This is a genomic window from Streptomyces oceani, assembly GCF_001751245.1.
In the GTDB taxonomy this organism is placed as follows: Bacteria; Actinomycetota; Actinomycetes; order Streptomycetales; family Streptomycetaceae; genus Streptomyces; species Streptomyces oceani.
The window spans coordinates 1-17,659 of sequence record NZ_LJGU01000158.1 but is presented as its reverse complement, the minus strand read 5'-3'; the positions used below and the strand labels follow the sequence as shown (position 1 = coordinate 17,659).

The 17,659-nt window shown below is 71.7% G+C and carries 15 protein-coding genes; 12 read left to right on the top strand and 3 right to left on the bottom strand.

The genetic code is table 11. The annotated features are described in order from the left end of the window. Positions 1 to 22: 22 nt before the first annotated feature. The 4 genes from ispG (at position 23) to AN216_RS24745 (ending at position 4,738) form a co-directional block, all read left to right on the top strand. Positions 23 to 1,183: a flavodoxin-dependent (E)-4-hydroxy-3-methylbut-2-enyl-diphosphate synthase gene (gene ispG / locus AN216_RS24760; RefSeq protein WP_070198956.1), complete on the top strand. Its 1,161-nt coding sequence runs from the start codon at positions 23 to 25 to the stop codon at positions 1,181 to 1,183. A 148-nt stretch (positions 1,184 to 1,331) separates the two neighbouring features. Beyond that, on the top strand, positions 1,332 to 2,177 hold the full coding sequence (locus AN216_RS24755; RefSeq protein ID WP_070199032.1) for a GNAT family N-acetyltransferase: 846 nt from the start codon (positions 1,332 to 1,334) through the stop codon (positions 2,175 to 2,177). 201 nt (positions 2,178 to 2,378) lie between these two features. Beyond that, positions 2,379 to 2,948: a GNAT family N-acetyltransferase gene (locus AN216_RS24750; protein WP_070198955.1), complete on the top strand. Its 570-nt coding sequence runs from the start codon at positions 2,379 to 2,381 to the stop codon at positions 2,946 to 2,948. A gap of 80 nt (positions 2,949 to 3,028) precedes the next feature. Further along, the gene (locus AN216_RS24745) at positions 3,029 to 4,738 is read left to right on the top strand and encodes a proline--tRNA ligase (RefSeq protein WP_070198954.1); all 1,710 of its coding nucleotides are present in this window, start codon (positions 3,029 to 3,031) and stop codon (positions 4,736 to 4,738) included. Positions 4,739 to 4,833: 95 nt separating this feature from the next. Here AN216_RS24745 and AN216_RS24740 read toward each other — a convergent pair whose 3' ends face one another. The 3 genes from AN216_RS24740 to AN216_RS24730 form a co-directional block, all read right to left on the bottom strand. Beyond that, entirely contained in the window at positions 4,834 to 5,754 is a 921-nt protein-coding gene (locus tag AN216_RS24740) for an aminoglycoside phosphotransferase family protein (RefSeq protein ID WP_070198953.1), read from the bottom strand. Between the two features lie 103 nt (positions 5,755 to 5,857). Then, the gene (locus tag AN216_RS24735) at positions 5,858 to 6,346 is read right to left on the bottom strand and encodes a ferritin-like domain-containing protein (RefSeq protein WP_079166972.1); all 489 of its coding nucleotides are present in this window, start codon (positions 6,344 to 6,346) and stop codon (positions 5,858 to 5,860) included. Beyond that, positions 6,343 to 6,852 (bottom strand): hypothetical protein, encoded by a 510-nt coding sequence (locus AN216_RS24730; RefSeq protein ID WP_070198952.1) that lies wholly within the window; start codon positions 6,850 to 6,852, stop codon positions 6,343 to 6,345. Before AN216_RS24730 ends, AN216_RS24735 begins: the two co-directional genes overlap by 4 nt. Before the next feature lie 392 nt (positions 6,853 to 7,244). On the opposite strand from AN216_RS24730, the gene rimP reads away from it, so the two are divergent. From rimP to AN216_RS24690, 8 genes are all read left to right on the top strand, one after another. Further along, positions 7,245 to 7,784, top strand: coding sequence for a ribosome maturation factor RimP (gene rimP / locus AN216_RS24725; RefSeq protein ID WP_070198951.1), 540 nt, complete (start codon positions 7,245 to 7,247; stop codon positions 7,782 to 7,784). A 2-nt stretch (positions 7,785 to 7,786) separates the two neighbouring features. Further along, on the top strand, positions 7,787 to 8,818 hold the full coding sequence (nusA, locus tag AN216_RS24720) for a transcription termination factor NusA (protein WP_070198950.1): 1,032 nt from the start codon (positions 7,787 to 7,789) through the stop codon (positions 8,816 to 8,818). Positions 8,819 to 8,913: 95 nt separating this feature from the next. After that, positions 8,914 to 9,195 (top strand): YlxR family protein, encoded by a 282-nt coding sequence (locus tag AN216_RS27825; protein ID WP_079166971.1) that lies wholly within the window; start codon positions 8,914 to 8,916, stop codon positions 9,193 to 9,195. 156 nt (positions 9,196 to 9,351) lie between these two features. Beyond that, positions 9,352 to 12,477, top strand: a complete 3,126-nt coding sequence (gene infB / locus AN216_RS27820; protein ID WP_079166970.1) for a translation initiation factor IF-2 — start codon at positions 9,352 to 9,354, stop codon at positions 12,475 to 12,477. A gap of 129 nt (positions 12,478 to 12,606) precedes the next feature. Further along, entirely contained in the window at positions 12,607 to 12,903 is a 297-nt protein-coding gene (locus tag AN216_RS24705; RefSeq protein ID WP_070198947.1) for a DUF503 domain-containing protein, read from the top strand. Positions 12,904 to 12,953: 50 nt separating this feature from the next. Next, positions 12,954 to 13,532 carry a 30S ribosome-binding factor RbfA gene (gene rbfA, locus AN216_RS24700; RefSeq protein ID WP_079166969.1) on the top strand — a complete coding sequence of 193 codons (579 nt, stop codon included), beginning with the start codon at positions 12,954 to 12,956 and terminating at the stop codon, positions 13,530 to 13,532. Beyond that, positions 13,533 to 14,459, top strand: coding sequence for a tRNA pseudouridine(55) synthase TruB (truB, locus tag AN216_RS24695; protein WP_070198946.1), 927 nt, complete (start codon positions 13,533 to 13,535; stop codon positions 14,457 to 14,459). It begins immediately after the preceding gene. 363 nt (positions 14,460 to 14,822) lie between these two features. Beyond that, a partial coding sequence (locus AN216_RS24690) for a trypsin-like peptidase domain-containing protein (RefSeq protein WP_070198945.1) occupies positions 14,823 to 17,659 on the top strand: 2,837 nt, incomplete at its 3' end.

Sequence of the window (17,659 nt, the reverse complement as noted above, 5' to 3'; positions counted from 1 at the left end):
ACCACTTGGGGTTGCACGCACGATGACCGCGATTTCGCTGGGAATGCCGGACGTACCGATCAAGCTCGCGGACCGCCGCGTCAGCCGGAGGATTCAGGTTGGCCGGGTGGCGGTCGGTGGTGACGCGCCGGTGTCCGTACAGTCCATGACCACCACGCAGACCTCCGACATCGGTGCCACGCTCCAGCAGATCGCGGAGCTGACCGCCTCCGGTTGCCAGATCGTGCGGGTGGCGTGCCCGACCCAGGACGACGCCGACGCGCTGCCCACCATCGCCGCCAAGTCCCAGATCCCGGTGATCGCCGACATCCACTTCCAGCCGCGTTACGTCTTCGCGGCCATCGACGCGGGGTGCGCTGCCGTACGGGTCAATCCGGGCAACATCCGGCAGTTCGACGACAAGGTCAAGGAGATCGCCGACGCGGCCTCCGCGGCCGGCACCCCCATCCGGATCGGGGTGAACGCCGGCTCCCTGGACAAGCGACTGCTGCAGAAGTACGGCAAGGCGACCCCGGAGGCGCTCGCGGAGTCCGCGCTGTGGGAGTGCTCGCTCTTCGAGGAGCACGGTTTCCAGGACATCAAGATCTCCGTCAAGCACAACGATCCGGTGGTGATGGTCAACGCCTATCGCCAGCTGGCCGCCCGCTGCGACTACCCGCTGCACCTCGGCGTCACCGAGGCAGGACCGGCGTTCCAGGGCACCATCAAGTCCTCCGTGGCTTTCGGGGCGCTGCTGTCCGAGGGCATCGGGGACACCATCCGGGTCTCGTTGTCCGCGCCGCCGGCCGAGGAGTGCAAGGTCGGCATCCAGATCCTTGAGTCGCTCGGGCTGCGTGAGCGGCGGCTGGAGATCGTCTCCTGCCCGTCCTGCGGCCGTGCCCAGGTCGACGTGTACAAGCTGGCCGACGAGGTCACCGCCGGGCTGGACGGCATGGAGGTGCCGCTGCGCGTCGCCGTCATGGGCTGCGTGGTGAACGGTCCCGGAGAGGCCCGCGAGGCTGACCTGGGCGTGGCCTCCGGAAACGGCAAGGGTCAGATCTTCGTCAAGGGCGAGGTGATCAAGACGGTGCCGGAAGCGAAGATCGTGGAGACGCTGATCGACGAGGCGATGAAGATCGCCGAGCAGATGGAGAAGGACGGCGTGGAGTCCGGTCAGCCCGTCGTGACCGCTGCGGGCGAGTAGCCGGCGCGCGTGACCCGCCGCTGAGCGGGACCGTCGCCGCGCGCGACCGCCGGGGTTGACCAACTCGTACGCGCGCACCGGCGGTACAGTCGAGGAGCGCACAACGCAACATCCCTACTCCCGGACGGCACGGCGAGGCCACCTGTACGTGTTGACGACCCCCTCCACCAAGATCGTCGGACCGGACGAACTGGACACGGCGCTTGCCGTGCTGCGCCGAGAACCGGTCAACAACGCCCTGGTCGCCGCTCGTGTGCAGGCCTCGGGTCTCGATCCCTGGCGGCTGGGTGGCGAGCTGTGGGGCTGGTACGCCTCCGGGCGTCTCGAGTCGCTGTGTTACGCGGGCGCCAACCTGGTCCCGTTGAGCACGGTGCCCGAGTCCATACCGGCCTTCGCCGAGCGTGCCCGCCGACAGGGGCGGCGCTGTTCCTCCATCGTGGGGCCCGCCGGGCCCACCGCCGCGCTGTGGTCGCGACTTGAGCCGCACTGGGGGCCCGCCCGGGCCGTACGGCCGCACCAGCCGTTGCTGGTCACCGAGCGGCTGGCGCCGCACATCGCCCCGGACCCGCTGGTGCGGCGCATACGCAAGGACGAGATGGACCTGGTGCTGCCGGCCTGCGTGGCGATGTTCACCGAGGAGGTGGGCGTCTCGCCGCTGGTCGGGGACGGTGGCCTGATCTACCAGTCGCGGGTGGCCGAACTCGTCGGCTCCGGCCGCTCGTTCGCCCGGGTGGAGGAGGGGCGTGTGGTGTTCAAGGCCGAGATCGGGGCCGCGACCGCGCACGCCTGCCAGATCCAGGGAGTGTGGGTGTCCCCGGAGCGCAGGGGCGAGGGCCTGTCGGAGACGGGGATGGCTGCGGTGCTGAGTTACGCGCTGCGGGAGGTCGCGCCGGTCGTCAGCCTCTACGTCAACGACTACAACACCATCGCTCGCGCCGCCTACCGGCGGCTCGGTTTCGAGCCGGCCGGAGCGTTCATGAGCGTGCTGTTCTGACGTCCCCCCTCAGCACACGCCCCCCCTCAGCACACGCCCCCCTCAGCACACGCCCCCACAGCACGTCCCCGCGACTCGTGTCGGTCACCGGCGCGCGGCCCGGCCCACGGTCCGGCTCGGCTGAGCCCCGCCGAGCCAGCCCGCCGGCCGGACTCGGGAACGAGGCACCGAGCAGGGCCTCCGCCTAGTAACCTCGCCGCTATGCTGCATGCCACCGGGGCGATCCCCCCGGACCCGCGGGAGGTCTTCGTCGGACCGATCGACCTTGCCGCGTCGGTGGACGAGGCGCTCGCGGTGCAGGCGGTCGCCTTCGGGCTCACCGACGACGAGGTGGGCGTCCGCCGTCACATCGTCCTGCGGCACCTGGCGACGCCCGGCGCGCGGGCGTACGGCGCGTCGACGGTCGACGGGCGGCTGGTCGGCTTCGGCTACGGCATGCCCAACGACCGTACCCAGTGGTGGTCGACGGTGGTGCATCCCTACCTGAGGCAGGAGGGCAACGACGCCTGGCTCACCGACGCCTTCGTCATCACCGAACTGCACGTGCATCCGGCGTTCCAGCACCGCGGTATCGGCCGGCGACTGATCACCCTGCTGACCGAGGGGGTGTCCGAGCCGCGCTCGCTGCTTTCCGCGCTGGACCGGGAGAGCCCGGCACGCGCGCTGTACCGCTCGCTCGGCTACCGTGACCTCGCCTGCGGAGTACGCTTCCCGTCCGCGCCCAGTCCGTACGTGGTCATGGGGGCGCTGTTGCCGCTGCGGCGGCGTTGAGCGGGCGGAGCGCATTTCGTACCAGCGGGGGACAGCCGATAACCTCCTGTTCTCACCACGATCCGCACGCAGGAGTTCCCATGGCAGCCCGTGTCCAGCGCTTGTCCCGGTCGATGCTGAAGACGCTGCGCGACGACCCGGCCGACGCCGAGACGACCAGCCACAAGCTGCTCGTGCGGGCTGGTTACGTACGCCGTACCGCTGCCGGCATCTGGACCTGGCTGCCGCTGGGCAAGCAGGTGCTGGACAACGTCTCCCGCGTCGTACGGGAGGAGATGGACGCCATCGGCGGCCAGGAGGTGCTGCTGCCAGCCCTGCTGCCCAGGGAGCCGTACGAGCAGTCCGGGCGGTACGAGGAGTACGGCGACCTGCTCTTCCGGCTCCGGGACCGCAAGGGCGGCGACTACCTCCTGGGGCCCACCCACGAGGAGATCTTCACACAGGTCGTGCAGGGTCAGTGCGCCTCGTACAAGGATCTGCCGGTGATCGCCTACCAGATTCAGACGAAGTACCGGGACGAGGCGCGGCCTCGCTCCGGCGTGCTGCGTGGGCGCGAGTTCACCATGAAGGACGCCTACTCCTTCGACGTGAGCGACGAGGCTCTCGCCGAGTCGTACGCCCTGCACCGGGGCGCGTACCAGCGGATCTTCGAACGTCTCGGGCTGGACTACCGGATCGTGTCCGCGACCTCGGGGGCCATGGGCGGATCGGCCTCGGAGGAGTTCCTGGCCCCGGCCGCGGCCGGCGAGGACACCTTCGTCAACTGCCCTTCCTGCGGCTACGCCGCCAACACCGAAGCCGTGACGACGACCGTGCGGCCGGCCGAGGCCACCGGCCACCCGCCGGTCGAGGAACTGGACACCCCGGACACCCCCACCATCGAGACGCTGGCCGCCCAGGTGGGCGTGCCCGCCTCGGCGACCCTGAAGAACCTGCTGGTCAAGGTGGACGGCGAGATCGTCGCCGTCGCGGTGCCCGGCGACCGTGAGGTCGACATGGGCAAACTTGGGGAGCAACTGGCCCCCGCTGAGGTGGAGTTGGTGACGGCTGACGACTTCGCCGACCGGCCTGACCTCGTACGCGGCTACGTCGGCCCGCAGGGCGGCATGGCGGGCAAGGCGTTCCGCTATATCGCGGACCCGCGGGTGGCACCGGGCACGGCCTGGGTCACCGGTGCCAACAAGCCGGACACGCACGCTCGGCACGTCGTCTGCGGGCGGGACTTCGAGGTGGACCGCTACCTGGACGTGGTCGTGGTCGAGCCCGGTGACCCGTGCCCCGAGTGCGGCACCGGCATCGAGCTTGACCGGGCCATCGAGATCGGCCATATCTTCCAGCTCGGTCGGAAGTACGCCGACACCTTCGAGTTCGACGTGCTGGGACAGGACGGCAAGCCGGTCCGAGTCACCATGGGCTCGTACGGCATCGGCGTGTCCCGGGTGGTGGCGGCGCTGGCCGAACAGTCCGCCGACGCGCAGGGACTGTGCTGGCCGCGCGCGGTCGCCCCAGCCGACGTGCATGTCGTCGCGGCGGGCAAGGCGGCGCAGACGGAACTGGCGCTGGAGGTCGCGGAGCGGCTCGGCGAGGCCGGGGCGCGGGTGTTGGTCGATGACCGGCCGGGCGTCTCGCCGGGGGTGAAGTTCACCGACGCGGAGCTGATCGGCGTGCCCACGATCCTGATCGTGGGGCGTGGAGCGAAGGACGGACTGGTCGAGGTGAAGGACCGCCGCACCGGCGAGCGTACGGAGCTTCCGGTCACCGAGGCGATCGCCGCGGTGTACCGGGGCTGACCGGGAAGACAGCCTGACCGGGGGCGGCCGGCCCGGACGACGGCGTGCTGGGAGCGCGGTCCGCCCGGCTCGCTGCGTCGCTGTTCAGACGCCGTTCAGAGCCAGCTCGCGAACTCCAACAGGGCCTCGCCGTCCTCCCGGTTCCCACTCGCCAGGTGCCGGGTCCCGGAAGCCGCCGCGCGGTACAGCGTCCAGCCACGCAACCGGTCCGGATCGACGTCCAGGGCCTCCGCCAGCTTGTTGATACGACGTCTGGTGGCCGCCGGCGCGCCCGCGGAGGCCATCAGGTCGTGCAGCCGGTCCCGGACCAGCCTGGCCAGGTCGTACGCTCGCTCGCCCACCAGCGGCTCGGGACCCACCGCAAGCCACGGGGCGCGCTCCGAGTCCGCGGCCAGCACCGCTCCCTGCCGGAAGTCGCCATGCAGGAGGAGGGCTTCGGCCGCGTCGCCCACGAGCGTCTCGCGCAGCTCCAGCGCCTCGTCAACCAGCGCGTGCGCCTCGGCGGGGGCGTGCGCGCGCAGGGTGTCCGTTTCCACCGAGGTGTGCTCGGCGACGGTACGGAAGGGGTGCTCGGCCGGCGGCGTCACCCACAGCCGGCGGGCCGCGGAGGCCGCCTCCAGCATGGCTTTCGCGTCCGGGAGCGAACGCAGCGACACCTCGCCGTGCAACTGTTCGAGCAGCAGGGCGCCCTCGGCGGGCAACGTGCGCAGCAGGCGCACCGCGCCCCAGCCGTTCCAGTGCGCCAACGCCGCCGCCTCCGCAACCGCCGCGGAGGCGGGTGGCGCCGCCAGCTTCAGCACCGCCGGGGAGCCGTCCGGGCGGCGTACGAGCACCACCAGACTGCCCCGCCCACCCGGCGACACCACTCGCTCGGGAGCCAACTCCCAGTGCTCCAGCACGCGCTCCAGGAGCGCCGGTAGCCCCGTCAGCCAGCCGCTGGTCAGCGAGCTGTCCGGGCGACTGCCCAGGGCACGTACGAGTCGCCGCGGAGGATCGAGGGGGAGTACGGAGGGCATGCCGGGGAGCCTTTCCAAGGAGAGGACGGGCCGAGTCGACGCTACGGGAGCGACATCCGGCAGGGTTACGCGGGTGGGGCACGCCGGTCACCGTCCCGCCGGGTCAGGCGCGCTTCTCGGACAGACCGGGAAAGGCCGGCCCACTGCCGCGCCAGCGCACCGCCCGTACGGCCGCCTCCCGGAGTGCCCCGGCGGCGTCCCGGCGGCGCGCTCCCGTGCTCGCGCGTACCAGGTCGGCGTACACCGCTCCCACCCGGTCCTCCAACTCGGCGGCGAGCCGGACCGCGGCCGCACCGTCCGGCACGTCGAACGGCAGGGCGTACGCGGCGGCGGCCGGCTCGGGCTCGCCGCCCAGGTCTCGTATGGCGCGCTGGAGGGCGTCCCGGCGGGCGCGGTGGGCGTCGTAGGCACCGCGGGCCTCCTGCCGGCGCTCGTCCGAGATTCGCCCGCCGACGACGCCGTACCCGTAGATCGCGGCGTGCTCGGCGGCCAACGCGGCCTGTGCGGCGTCGAGTTCGGAGCCGCGGTCGGCGGCGGTCCGGATACTGGCCCGGGAGGTGGTCTCGGCTGTGGCCGGTTCGGCGCTGGTCATACGTCTTGCTCCGTGAGCAGGTAGCTGTGCGCGGCACCGGCGGCGGCCACCGAGGCGAGCAGCCTGGCGAGTTCGGGCGGTGCCTCCAGGAGGTCGCGCGAACGGGAGTCGGCCGTGCGGCGTTCCGCGTCGGCGAGGGCGTCGAGCGCGTCGCCCCGCTTCTCGGGGATACGGTCAGGGGTTGGCGAAGCCGAGGCGTCCGGGCTCGGGCCACGTTCGTCGGCGAGCGCGGTGCTGTGTCGCGCGACGGCCGCGCGAAGCGGGGCGAGCGGCTCGGACAGGTCCGGGTGCGCCTCGGTGGTGCGGTCGTACGTCAGCAGTAGTGCTCGGCTGTCCGCCGCGGCCCGTTGGCGCAGCCGTCGTGCTGTCCCGGAGTTCCCTTCCTCGGAGGACCCGTCCGCGGAGCAGCCGCTGCCCAGCCCGAGGACGCCGACGGACCCCGCCACACCGGCCAGGAGGACTCTTCTGCCCGGCTGTGCTGCGTCGCGGGACGACCTGGGCGGCATGCTGCGCTCCCTGAGGGACGTGCGTCCCCGCGTGGCCACGGGGTCGAGGGCTGGCACGGTGCGGTCACGCGCTGTCGGACCGTGGCCGGCAACGGGATCACGCCAGGTGAGAGTACCTGTGTGATTACCGGTTCGGCCCCGTGGGAGGGGTTCGGCACGCGCGTGACGCACTCCAGCGGCGCAACTGCCGTGGTCCGTGCCGTGAGTACGGCCGTGATCCCTGGCGCGCCTGCTTCGGGTCTCTTCGGGAACCCCCGCCGTACGCAGGGCCGTCGAAGCCCGTCAGCCGGGTCGGTCGGAACCCGGTCGGCGCGGGTCACCGCAGACGATAGGCTTTGACCCCGACACGAGAAGTCCCCGACAACAGCAGAAGCGGCCGAGGAGTCACCCGGATGAGCACCACCCAGAACGAGCGGCTTCGCGGACTGCTGGAGCCCCTCGTCAGCGCGCGCGAACTGGACCTGGAGGAGGTCACGGTGACGCCCGCGGGCAAGCGGCGGATTCTTCGCGTGGTGGTCGACTCGGACGACGGTGTGCAGCTCGACACCTGTGCCGAACTGAGCCGTCTGATGTCCGAGGCTCTGGACGACTCCGACGCGATGGGTTCCGAGTCGTACGTCCTCGAGGTGACGTCACCGGGCGCGGAACGGCCGTTGACGGAGCCGCGGCACTACCGCCGCGCGACCGGGCGGCTGGTGAAGCTGCGGCTGGCCGAGGGTGGGGAACTGGTCGCACGCGTCGGCGCCGTCGACGACGAGGGCGTGGATCTCGAGGTCCCCGGAGTGAAGGGGCGCAAGCCCACCAGTCGGAGACTGGCCTTCGACGAGATCAGCGCGGCACGTGTCGAGGTCGAGTTCAATCGCAAGGCCGCTGAGCGCAAGGCAGACGACACGTCCGCGGCCGACGAGGACGACGGGCAGGAGGAGGCGTAGCCGTGGACATCGATATGAGTGCCCTGCGGGGACTGGTGCGGGAGAAGGAGGTGTCCTTCGACCTGCTCGTGGAGGCGATCGAATCAGCACTGCTGATCGCGTATCACCGCACCGAGGGAAGCCACCGGGACGCCCGGGTCAAGCTGGACCAGCAGAGCGGTCACGTGACGGTGTGGGCCAGGGAGAGCCCGGACGAGCTGGAGGAAGGCGCGGAGCCGCGCGAGTTCGACGACACCCCGACCGGTTTCGGGCGGATCGCCGCCACCACGGCGAAGCAGGTCATCCTGCAGCGGCTGCGGGACGCCGAGGAGGAGGTGACCTTCGGGGAGTACGCCGGTCGGGAGGGCGACGTCGTGACCGGCGTCGTGCAGCAGGGCAAGGACCCGAAGAGCGTGCTGGTGGACATCGGCAAGCTGGAGGCGATCCTGCCCCCACAGGAGCAGGTGCCCGGCGAGGACTACGCGCACGGCACCCGGCTGCGTACGTACGTGGTGCGGGTCGCCAAGGGCGTGCGCGGGCCGTCGGTGACGCTGTCGCGTACGCATCCGAACCTCGTCAAGCAGCTTTTCGAGCTGGAGGTCCCGGAGATCACCGACGGCTCGGTGGAGGTCGCGGCGATCGCGCGGGAGGCGGGACACCGTACGAAGATCGCCGTACGGTCCACCCGCTCGGGGCTGAACGCCAAGGGCGCCTGCATCGGGCCGATGGGTGGCCGGGTGCGCAACGTGATGGCGGAGCTGTACGGCGAGAAGATCGACATCGTCGACTGGTCCGAGGACCCGGCCGAACTGGTGGCCAACGCACTGTCACCGGCCCGGGTCAGCAAGGTGGACATCGTCGATCTGGCGGCGCGTTCCGCCCGGGTCACGGTCCCCGACTACCAGCTGTCCCTGGCCATCGGGAAGGAAGGCCAGAACGCCCGGTTGGCGGCGCGGCTGACCGGCTGGCGCATCGACATCCGACCGGACACGGCGCCCGCGGGAGCGGATTCGGGACAGGGCGTGGTCGGCAGCCCGGAGGAGAGCACGAGCTGACACCCGGCCGTGGAGCGAGACGCTCGCCGAGGGTGACGCGGTCCCGGTGAGCGAGCCCACACCCGTGCGAGAACGGGTGTGATGGGGAGGTAGAATTGGAACGGTCCGGCCGGACGCGTGGTCGAGCATGCCCTCTGCGCACTTGTGTGGGCTGTCGGGAACAATCGGTCAAGCGTGACCTGTTGCGTGTGGTGTTGGTCGAGGGGCGATGCGTTCCCGATCTTCGCGGTACGCTGCCGGGCCGGGGTGCTTATGTGCATCCTGTACGAGCCTGTGTCGATCTGGCGGTTCGGCGCCGGGCGTTCCAGCGGTCCTTTCGGTCCCGCGGTCCGCTCGACACCGCGAAGCTGCAGACCACACCGCAGGTAACACCGTAAGAGAGCCCTCGTGGACAGCACGCGGGATGAGGTACCTCGCGAGTCGAAAGTAGGTCGAGATTGCGATGAGCACTCGATGAGTACGCGATGAGTACGCCCATGCATCAGTAGCGAAGGTCCGGCGGACACCCACCCCGGACCGTATAAAGGAGCGAAGTGGCTAAGGTCCGGGTATACGAGCTCGCCAAGGAGCTCGGAGTGGAGAGCAAGGTCGTCATGGCCAAGCTCCAAGAGCTTGGTGAATTCGTCCGCTCGGCGTCCTCGACGATCGAGGCGCCCGTAGTACGCAAGCTGACCGACGCGTTCGACGCCAGTGGCGGGGCCGGTGGTGCCAAGAAGTCCGCCGCGAAGCCCGCCGCGCCGAAGAAGTCCGCGCCCGCACCGGGCGCTCCGAAGCCCGACGGTGGCGCCAGGCCCGAGGTTCCGAAGCCCGGGCAGAGCGTGCCGAAGCCGGGGCAGAGCGCCCCCAAGCCGGGTCCGGCTCCCAAGCCGGGTCCAGCCCCCAAGCCGGCCGCGCCGGAGCCGACCTCGGCTGCCGAGCCGTTGGCCGAGTCGCCCGCGCCGGACAGCGCGAGCTCGAAGCCCGGTCCGGCACCCAAGCCCGGCCAGGCGCCGAAGCCAGGCCCGGCTCAGCCCGCGGCCCCGAGCAATCCGGAGTTCACGGCACCGCCCGCGACGCCGAAGCCGGGCCAGAACGCGCCCAAGCCGGGCGCCCCTAAGCCGGGCCAGAACGCGCCCAAGCCGGGTGCCCCGAAGCCGGGTGCTCCGAAGCCGGGGCAGAACGCGCCCAAGCCGGGCCCGAGCGGTCAGCAGTCCCCGAAGCCGGGCGGTGGCCGGCCGAGCGGGCCGCGCCCCGGTAACAACCCCTTCACGTCAGGCGGCTCGACCGGCATGGCGCGCCCGCAGGCGCCCAAGCCGGGTGCTCCGAAGCCCGGCCCGAGTCAGGGCCAGGGCCAGGGCCAGGGTCAGGGCGGCCAGGGTGGTCCCCGCCCGCAGGCCCCTGGTGGTGGCCGCGCGACCCCGGGCAACATGCCGCGCCCGCAGGGCGGTCAGGGCCAGGGCGGTCAGGGTGGCCCCCGGCCCGGCGGTGGTAACCGTCCGAACCCGGGCATGATGCCGCAGCGCCCGGCTGCCGGTCCGCGTCCCGGCCCGGGCCGTGGTGGTCCGGGTGGCGGCGGCGGTGGTCGTCCCGGTGGCGGTCGTCCGGGTGGCGGCGGCTTCGGCGGTCGTCCCGGCGGTGCCCCGGGCGGTGGCGGTGGCGGTGGCCGTCCAGGATTCGCCGGCCGTCCCGGTGGCGGTGGCGGCGGCCGTCCAGGATTCGCCGGCCGTCCCGGCGGGCCCGGGGGCCGCGGTGGCACCCAGGGAGCCTTCGGTCGTCCCGGGGGACCAGCACGTCGCGGACGCAAGTCGAAGCGGCAGCGGCGCCAGGAGTACGAGCAGATGCAGGCGCCGTCGGTCGGCGGTGTGATGCTGCCACGCGGCAAGGGCGAGACCGTCCGGCTGTCGCGTGGTGCCTCGCTGACGGACTTCGCGGAGAAGATCAACGCGAACCCGGCCTCGCTCGTGCAGGTGATGCTCAACCTCGGCGAGATGGTCACGGCGACCCAGTCCGTACCAGACGAGACGCTGCTCCTGCTCGGCGAGGAGATGAACTACGTCGTCCAGATCGTCAGCCCGGAGGAGGAGGACCGGGAGCTGCTCGAGTCCTTCGACATCGAGTTCGGGGAGGACGAGGGCGACGATCAGGCGATGCTGCCGCGTCCGCCGGTCGTGACCGTCATGGGTCACGTCGACCACGGCAAGACCCGCCTGCTGGACGCCATCCGCAAGACGAACGTCATCGAGGGTGAGGCCGGCGGCATCACCCAGCACATCGGTGCCTACCAGGCGGCGACCGAGGTGAACGACCAGGAGCGCAAGCTCACGTTCATCGACACCCCCGGTCACGAGGCGTTCACCGCCATGCGTGCCCGTGGTGCCAAGTCCACGGACATCGCCATCCTGGTGGTGGCGGCCAACGACGGCGTCATGCCGCAGACGGTGGAGGCGCTGAACCACGCCAAGGCCGCTGAGGTTCCGATCGTCGTCGCGGTGAACAAGATCGACGTGGAGGGCGCGGACCCGACCAAGGTGCGGGGCCAGCTCACCGAGTACGGCCTGGTGGCTGAGGAGTACGGCGGCGACACCATGTTCGTCGACATCTCCGCCAAGCAGGGCGAGAACATCGACAGCCTGCTGGAGGCCGTCGTGCTGACCGCGGACGCGGCTCTCGACCTGCGTGCCAACCCCGAGCAGGACGCGCAGGGCCTCGCGATCGAGGCGCATCTCGACCGTGGCCGCGGTGCGGTGGCGACCGTGCTGGTTCAGCGCGGCACGCTGCGAGTCGGGGACACGATGGTCGTCGGCGACGCCTACGGCCGAGTGCGCGCGATGCTGGACGACAAGGGCGAGCAGATCAAGGAAGCCGGGCCCGCCACCCCGGTGTTGGTGCTGGGTCTGACCAACGTGCCGGGCGCGGGTGACAACTTCCTGGTCGTGGACGAGGACCGGACTGCCCGCCAGATCGCGGAGAAGCGTGCCGCGCGTGAGCGGAACGCCGCCTTCGCCAAGCGGACTCGCCGGGTCTCCCTGGAGGACCTGGACAAGGTGCTCAAGGCCGGTCAGGTCCAGCAGCTCAACCTCATCATCAAGGGCGACGCGTCCGGTTCGGTGGAGGCCCTGGAGTCCTCGCTGATGCAGCTGGACGTTGGCGAGGAGGTCGACCTGCGGATTCTGCACCGTGGTGTCGGCGCCGTCACCGAGACGGACATCGACCTGGCGACCGGCTCGGACGCCATCGTCATCGGGTTCAACGTCCGTGCGGAGGGTCGCGCCACGCAGATGGCGGACCGCGAGGGCGTGGACGTCCGCTACTACTCGGTGATCTACAAGGTGATCGAGGAGATCGAGGCGGCCCTGAAGGGCATGCTGAAGCCGGAGTACGAGGAGATCGAGCTGGGCACGGCGGAGATCCGGGAGATCTTCCGCTCGTCCAAGCTCGGCAACATCGCGGGTGTCCTCATCCGTTCCGGCGAGGTCAGGCGGAACACCAAGGCGCGGCTGCTGCGCGACGGGAAGGTCGTCGCGGAGAACCTCAACATCGAGGGTCTGCGGCGCTTCAAGGACGATGTCACCGAGATTCGGGAGGGCTTCGAGGGCGGTATCAACCTCGGCAGCTACAACGACATCAAGATCGACGACACCATCGCGACGTACGAGATGCGGGAGAAGCCCCGCAGCTGAGGGACGGCCGGCGGTTCGTAGCCGGCCTACACCCGACTGACTCGTACGCAGGTCAACGGTGACCGTGGGCCGATCGACGGAGCGAGAAACTCCGTCGATCGGCCCCGGCGTTGCGCGTACGATCATCGGGTGTATGTGGGGACTCTCTCGTTTGACCTGCTGCTGGGCGACGTCCATTCGCTCAAGCAGAAGCGCTCCGTCATCCGGCCGATCATCGCTGAGCTGCAGCGTAAGCACGCCGTGAGCGTGGCGGAGGTCGGCGACCAGCAGCTCTACCGCAGATCCGAGGTGGGTCTCGCCGTGGTTTCTGGGGACCCGGCGCAGGTGACGGACGTACTCGACCGATGCGAACGTCTCGTGGCGGCCCGGCCGGAGGTGGAACTGCTTGCGGTACGTCGGCGGTTGCGGGGTGACGAGGACGAATAGGGCCGGGTGACACCGCCCGGGGTGGAAAGACCAGGACAGGAGACGGACCAGTGGCCGACAATGCGCGGGCGAAGAGGTTGGCTGACCTCATCCGTGAGGTGGTCGCGGAGAAGCTGCAACGGGGCGTAAAGGACCCTCGGCTGGGCTCACACGTGACGATCACAGACACCCGGATCACCGGAGACCTGCGGGAAGCGACCGTCTTCTACACGGTGTACGGCGACGAGGAGGAGCGGAAGCAGGCGGCCGAGGGGCTGGAGAGCGCCAAGGGGGTGCTGCGTTCCGCGGTGGGTGCGGCGGCGGGGGTCAAGTTCACGCCGACGCTGTCCTTCGTGGCCGACGCGGTCCCGGACAACGCCAAGCAGATCGACGACCTGCTGGCGCGCGCCAGGGCTTCCGACGAGGAGGTGCGCAAAGCCTCCTCCGGCGCGACGTACGCCGGTGAGGCCGACCCGTACCGGCGACCGGCCCAGGAGGACGGGGCGGACGAGCCCGGTACTGACGAGCCCGGTACTGACGATGCCGGTGTTGGCGGGGCCGGTCCGGGCGAGGCCGTCTCCCGGGAGCAGGGCGACGGCTCCGGGCGACAGCCGCGCGGCACGAGCGACCTGGGCGAAGGACAGGGCTGAGTGAAGCGCAACGCTACAGAGGGACCGGGCGGGCTGGTCATCGTCGACAAGCCCGCCGGGTTCACCTCACACGATGTGGTGGCCAAACTGCGCGGTATCGCCCGTACGCGACGCGTCGGGCACGCGGGGACGCTGGATCCGATGGCCACCGGGGTGCTGGTGCTCGGGGTGGAGCGGGCGACGAAGTTGCTGGGTTATCTGGCGCTCACGGAGAAGGAGTACGTCGGCACTGTTCGGCTGGGGCAGAACAGCGTGACGGATGACGCCGAGGGGGAGATCACCGCGTCCGTGGACGCCTCCACGGTGAGCCGGGAAGCGGTCGACGCGGGTGCCGCCGCACTGACCGGGGAGCTGATGCAGGTGCCGTCCCGGGTGAGCGCGATCAAGATCAACGGACAGCGCTCGTACAAGCGCGCACGGGAGGGCGAGGAGTTCGAGATCCCGGCTCGGCCGGTGACGGTCTCCTCCTTCCAGGTGCACGCCGTGCACGAGGAGCGGGCGGAGGACGGTACGCCGGTGCTGGACGTCCTGGTGTCCGTGGTGTGCTCGTCCGGTACCTACATCCGGGCGCTGGCCCGTGACCTGGGCGGCGGGCTGGGGGTGGGGGGACACCTCACGGCCCTTCGACGCACCCGGGTCGGTCCGTATGGTCTGGAAGAGGCACGCACACTGGAGCAGCTTCAAGGGGAGCGGGACGAGGCCGGGGGCATCACGCCACTGCCACTCGCCGAGGCCGCGGCGGCGGCGTTCCCTCGCTGGGACCTGGACGCGCGCCAGGCTCGGCAACTCGCCAACGGCGTGCAGCTCACCATGCCGCAACAGGCGGACAGCGGCGGCCCGGTGGCCGCCTTCGGTCCGGAGGGCGGTTTCGTGGCACTGGTCGAGGAGCGCGCCGGAAGGGCCAAGAGCCTCGCCGTCTTCGGCTGAGGGGGTCGAGTCGGGACCGGGGGGAGGCCCCGGCACGGCTGGCTCCGAGTCCCGAGCGCATCGCCACGCGGCTGATGTCTTCCCGGACCGGCCCGCGTGGCGGGCGGAGCGGGGCCGGGTCACACGCCTCCGCCCTCCCCGTCCACCACGCGGCTCCGCTCCATCTCCCCCGTAGGTCTGTCTCACCATCCGTATCCGCGATATCACTCGTACGAGCGGGCGCACGGAGTGACGTATCGGCGCACTGGGGGGCGCACTCCGCTGAAGTGGCGGTCACCGCCGATCACTTCGCCTAGTGTTGTACGGACGGTGCATGAGGCGACACGGTGCGGGAGTGGCAAGGTGGCGGGAGGGAGCCGGCCCATGGGTGTGGCCGCGACTGGACCTTCGTTGGTGGACATCTGCGACCCGGCTGGCCGACCTCGCGGCACCGGTTTCCCGGTGGACTTCGACGGCACCCTGCTCACCAGCCACGAAACCGTCGACGGCCTGGACCGCACCCTGCTGCGGGTGCCCGGAGTGGGCGATGTCCTGACCGAGGACGGGCAGATCACCACCCTGCCCGAGTGGAACCTCGCCCTGTTGCGTACGACCGGTCTGTGCCTTGAGCCGTTCGTCCTGGCCACCGGACGGGCACGTCTGCCGGGCACCCGCGTGCGCCTCTGCGGGGAGCGGACCCTGGAGGCGCGCGTCGCCGGCACCGCCTCGGTCACCTACGCCGCGACGGACCGTTTCCACACCCTGGACGACGTCCTCACACTCGCGATGTCGCGTCCGCTGGCCTCTCAACTCCGGCTCAGCAGGCGGGCGTCGGGTTCGCCGGTGCTGGACGCGTCGACCGGGGCCGTCCTCGCGGTGCTCTGCACCGCGATGCACGCCGCCAGCGGCGGGCGCACGGCCGCGTTCGCGGTGCGCCCTCGCGCCCTCGGCGGCCTGGAGCCCGCCGGGCCGCTGGACCGCCTGCTGCGCCACCACGACGCGACGGTGCCCGGTTTCGGCGTCGACCTGAACCTCGCCGGCGCCTTGCGGCTGACCGGGACCTCCATCGGGCCGCCGGCACGGACTGTCGGCGAGCCGGTGTTGCGCCCGGAGATCGCCGAGGAGTTGCGGGCTTTCGATGACGGTGCCGCCTCGGTGGTCGCGCTGGTCGGGGACCCCGGGTCGGGCCGTACGACGGAGCTTGCCGCCTGGGCCGCGCGTCGTGCCCGGGGCGTCGTCTCGGCGCCGAACGTCTGGTTGCGCGGCGCCGACCTGCGTACCGGGGACCCCAGCGTCCGCGAAGCCGTGGCACGCGTGCTCCGCGCCGCCGGGCGGATCGTCGCGCCCCCGGATGAAGGCCCCGACGCCCCGGGCGGGGCCGACCGACGCGGACGTACGACGCACAGCGAGCCCGTGGTGGGAACGGCCGGCGAGGTCCCACCCGCCCCCGCGCACCACGGCTCCGCGCCGCAGGCCAACCCCGATGTGGTGGCTCGGTTGGCCCGGGACGCCGGTCGGCCGCTGCTCGTCCTGCTGGACGCTCCGGAGGAGATGCCGGCCGGCTTGCTGGCCGGACTGCGCAATTGGACCGCGGGCAGTTCGAGTTGGCTCCGGGCTTCCGGGGCTCGCCTGGCGGTCGCCTGCCGGCCGGAGTTCTGGGAGCAGTGGGGCCTGCTCTTCCCCCCGGACACCCTCCACGTCCCCGGGCGCACCGACAGAGCCGACTCGCGTCCGGAAGCTGGCCGGCCGAGGCGGAAGCAGTCACCGGTTCCCGTACGGCCCACGGTCCTGGCTCCGCGCGCCGCTCCCGCAACGCGCACGGCCCCACACCGCCGCACCGGCGCCGTACTCCCGCCCTGCCTACGGGTCCGGGACCTGACGCCCGGGCAGGCCGCGCGGCTCCGGGGGCGTGGCGCTCTGTCCGCGGACGCCATCGCCCCAGCCGACGCCCGACACCCGTTGCTCCTGCGCATGGCCGCGGAGTTGCGGGCCGCCGCCCAGCACCCGGACGGCGTCCGACCAACCAGCGTGCCGCGACAGTCGGCCACCACCGGGCACCGGGCCGGCACCTCGGCGGAGCCGGGCCCGCCAGGCGTCCGGCATCGCGATACGGGCGGCCTCACACCGGGCCCTCCGAGCGCCGACGAGATCCTCGCCGGCTATCTCGCCCTGGTGTCCCTGCGTGTCGCCCTACGGCTGACCGCCGCCGGTTTCTCGAGACCCGCTCCCTCCGGGGTCCGCCGCTTGGCGGCCCGGGTCAGCGGACAGTTGCACGCCGCGGCCCGGCGCTCGCTCACGTCCCCGAACGGCGCGCTGTCCCGCGCGGCGTTCGAGGAACTCTTCCCGGCGGACGGCGGCTGGGCCTCGGCCGTCCTCGCGGAGGGCGTACTGACTCCCACTGCGGAGGCGTACCACTTCGTCGACGAGGAGTTCGCCGACTGGTTGCAGGGTCGCCACGTCGAGCTGGGCGGTGCCCTGGACGCCTTGGTCCATCGGGCCGGTAGCCCTCGCGCCGCAGCCGACCGGGTGCCTCGGCACCGGATCGGACCGGTGCTCCAGGCGTTGCTGCGCTGCGGGCGAACCGAGGGGCCGGAGCTGCTGAGCCGTCGGCTGTGTTCCCTGTTGCCGGCGCTGCGGGCGGTGCCGCCGGTCGGCGGTTCAGACCCGTCCTGGTGGGCGGCGCACCTGCTCGGCGAGACACTGTCGCGGGTGCCGGACGCGCGCCCGTACCTCAGCGTGCTGGAGGCCCTGGCGGCCCGGGTCCGTAGCGAGGGAGGCTCCGCCCTCTTCGGCCCCTGGTTCTGGCGAGGACTGCCGCTGCGTACGGCGGACCTGGTACGCCTGGTGCGCCTGTTGCTGCCCACCGACCCGGCGTACGACGAGCACCCCAGCGGCGACCGGCATCTGGACACGGTCGCCGGGCTGCTGAGCGCTGAGCCGGAGGTCGTCGCACCCCTGCTGTGCACCTGGTTCGACGACGAGCGGCTACTCGCCTCCCGCCGCGGCGCCGGCCCGCCGCCCACGGTGGCGGGGGCGGCGCAGGCGTTGTTGTACGCGTGCCGGGAGTGCCACTCCGCGGAGCTGCTCCGTACCCTCGCCGCCAGTACGCACCCGCGCGCCCGGGAGCTGCTCGCGGAACTCCTCGCCGGCCCGGCTGTTGCGTCCCCGGGCGCCGAGGCGACTCCTCCGCCGCACCGGCCGGCCGCAGCGCCCGCCGTGCC

Coding starts and splice junctions, on each gene's coding strand:
- ispG (WP_070198956.1), top strand. CDS start 23: ATGACCGCGATTTCGCTGGGAATGCCGGACGTACCGATCAAGCTCGCG.
- AN216_RS24750 (WP_070198955.1), top strand. CDS start 2,379: ATGCTGCATGCCACCGGGGCGATCCCCCCGGACCCGCGGGAGGTCTTC.
- AN216_RS24745 (WP_070198954.1), top strand. CDS start 3,029: ATGGCAGCCCGTGTCCAGCGCTTGTCCCGGTCGATGCTGAAGACGCTG.
- AN216_RS24740 (WP_070198953.1), bottom strand. CDS start 5,754: ATGCCCTCCGTACTCCCCCTCGATCCTCCGCGGCGACTCGTACGTGCC.
- AN216_RS24735 (WP_079166972.1), bottom strand. CDS start 6,346: ATGACCAGCGCCGAACCGGCCACAGCCGAGACCACCTCCCGGGCCAGT.
- AN216_RS24730 (WP_070198952.1), bottom strand. CDS start 6,852: ATGCCGCCCAGGTCGTCCCGCGACGCAGCACAGCCGGGCAGAAGAGTC.
- rimP (WP_070198951.1), top strand. CDS start 7,245: ATGAGCACCACCCAGAACGAGCGGCTTCGCGGACTGCTGGAGCCCCTC.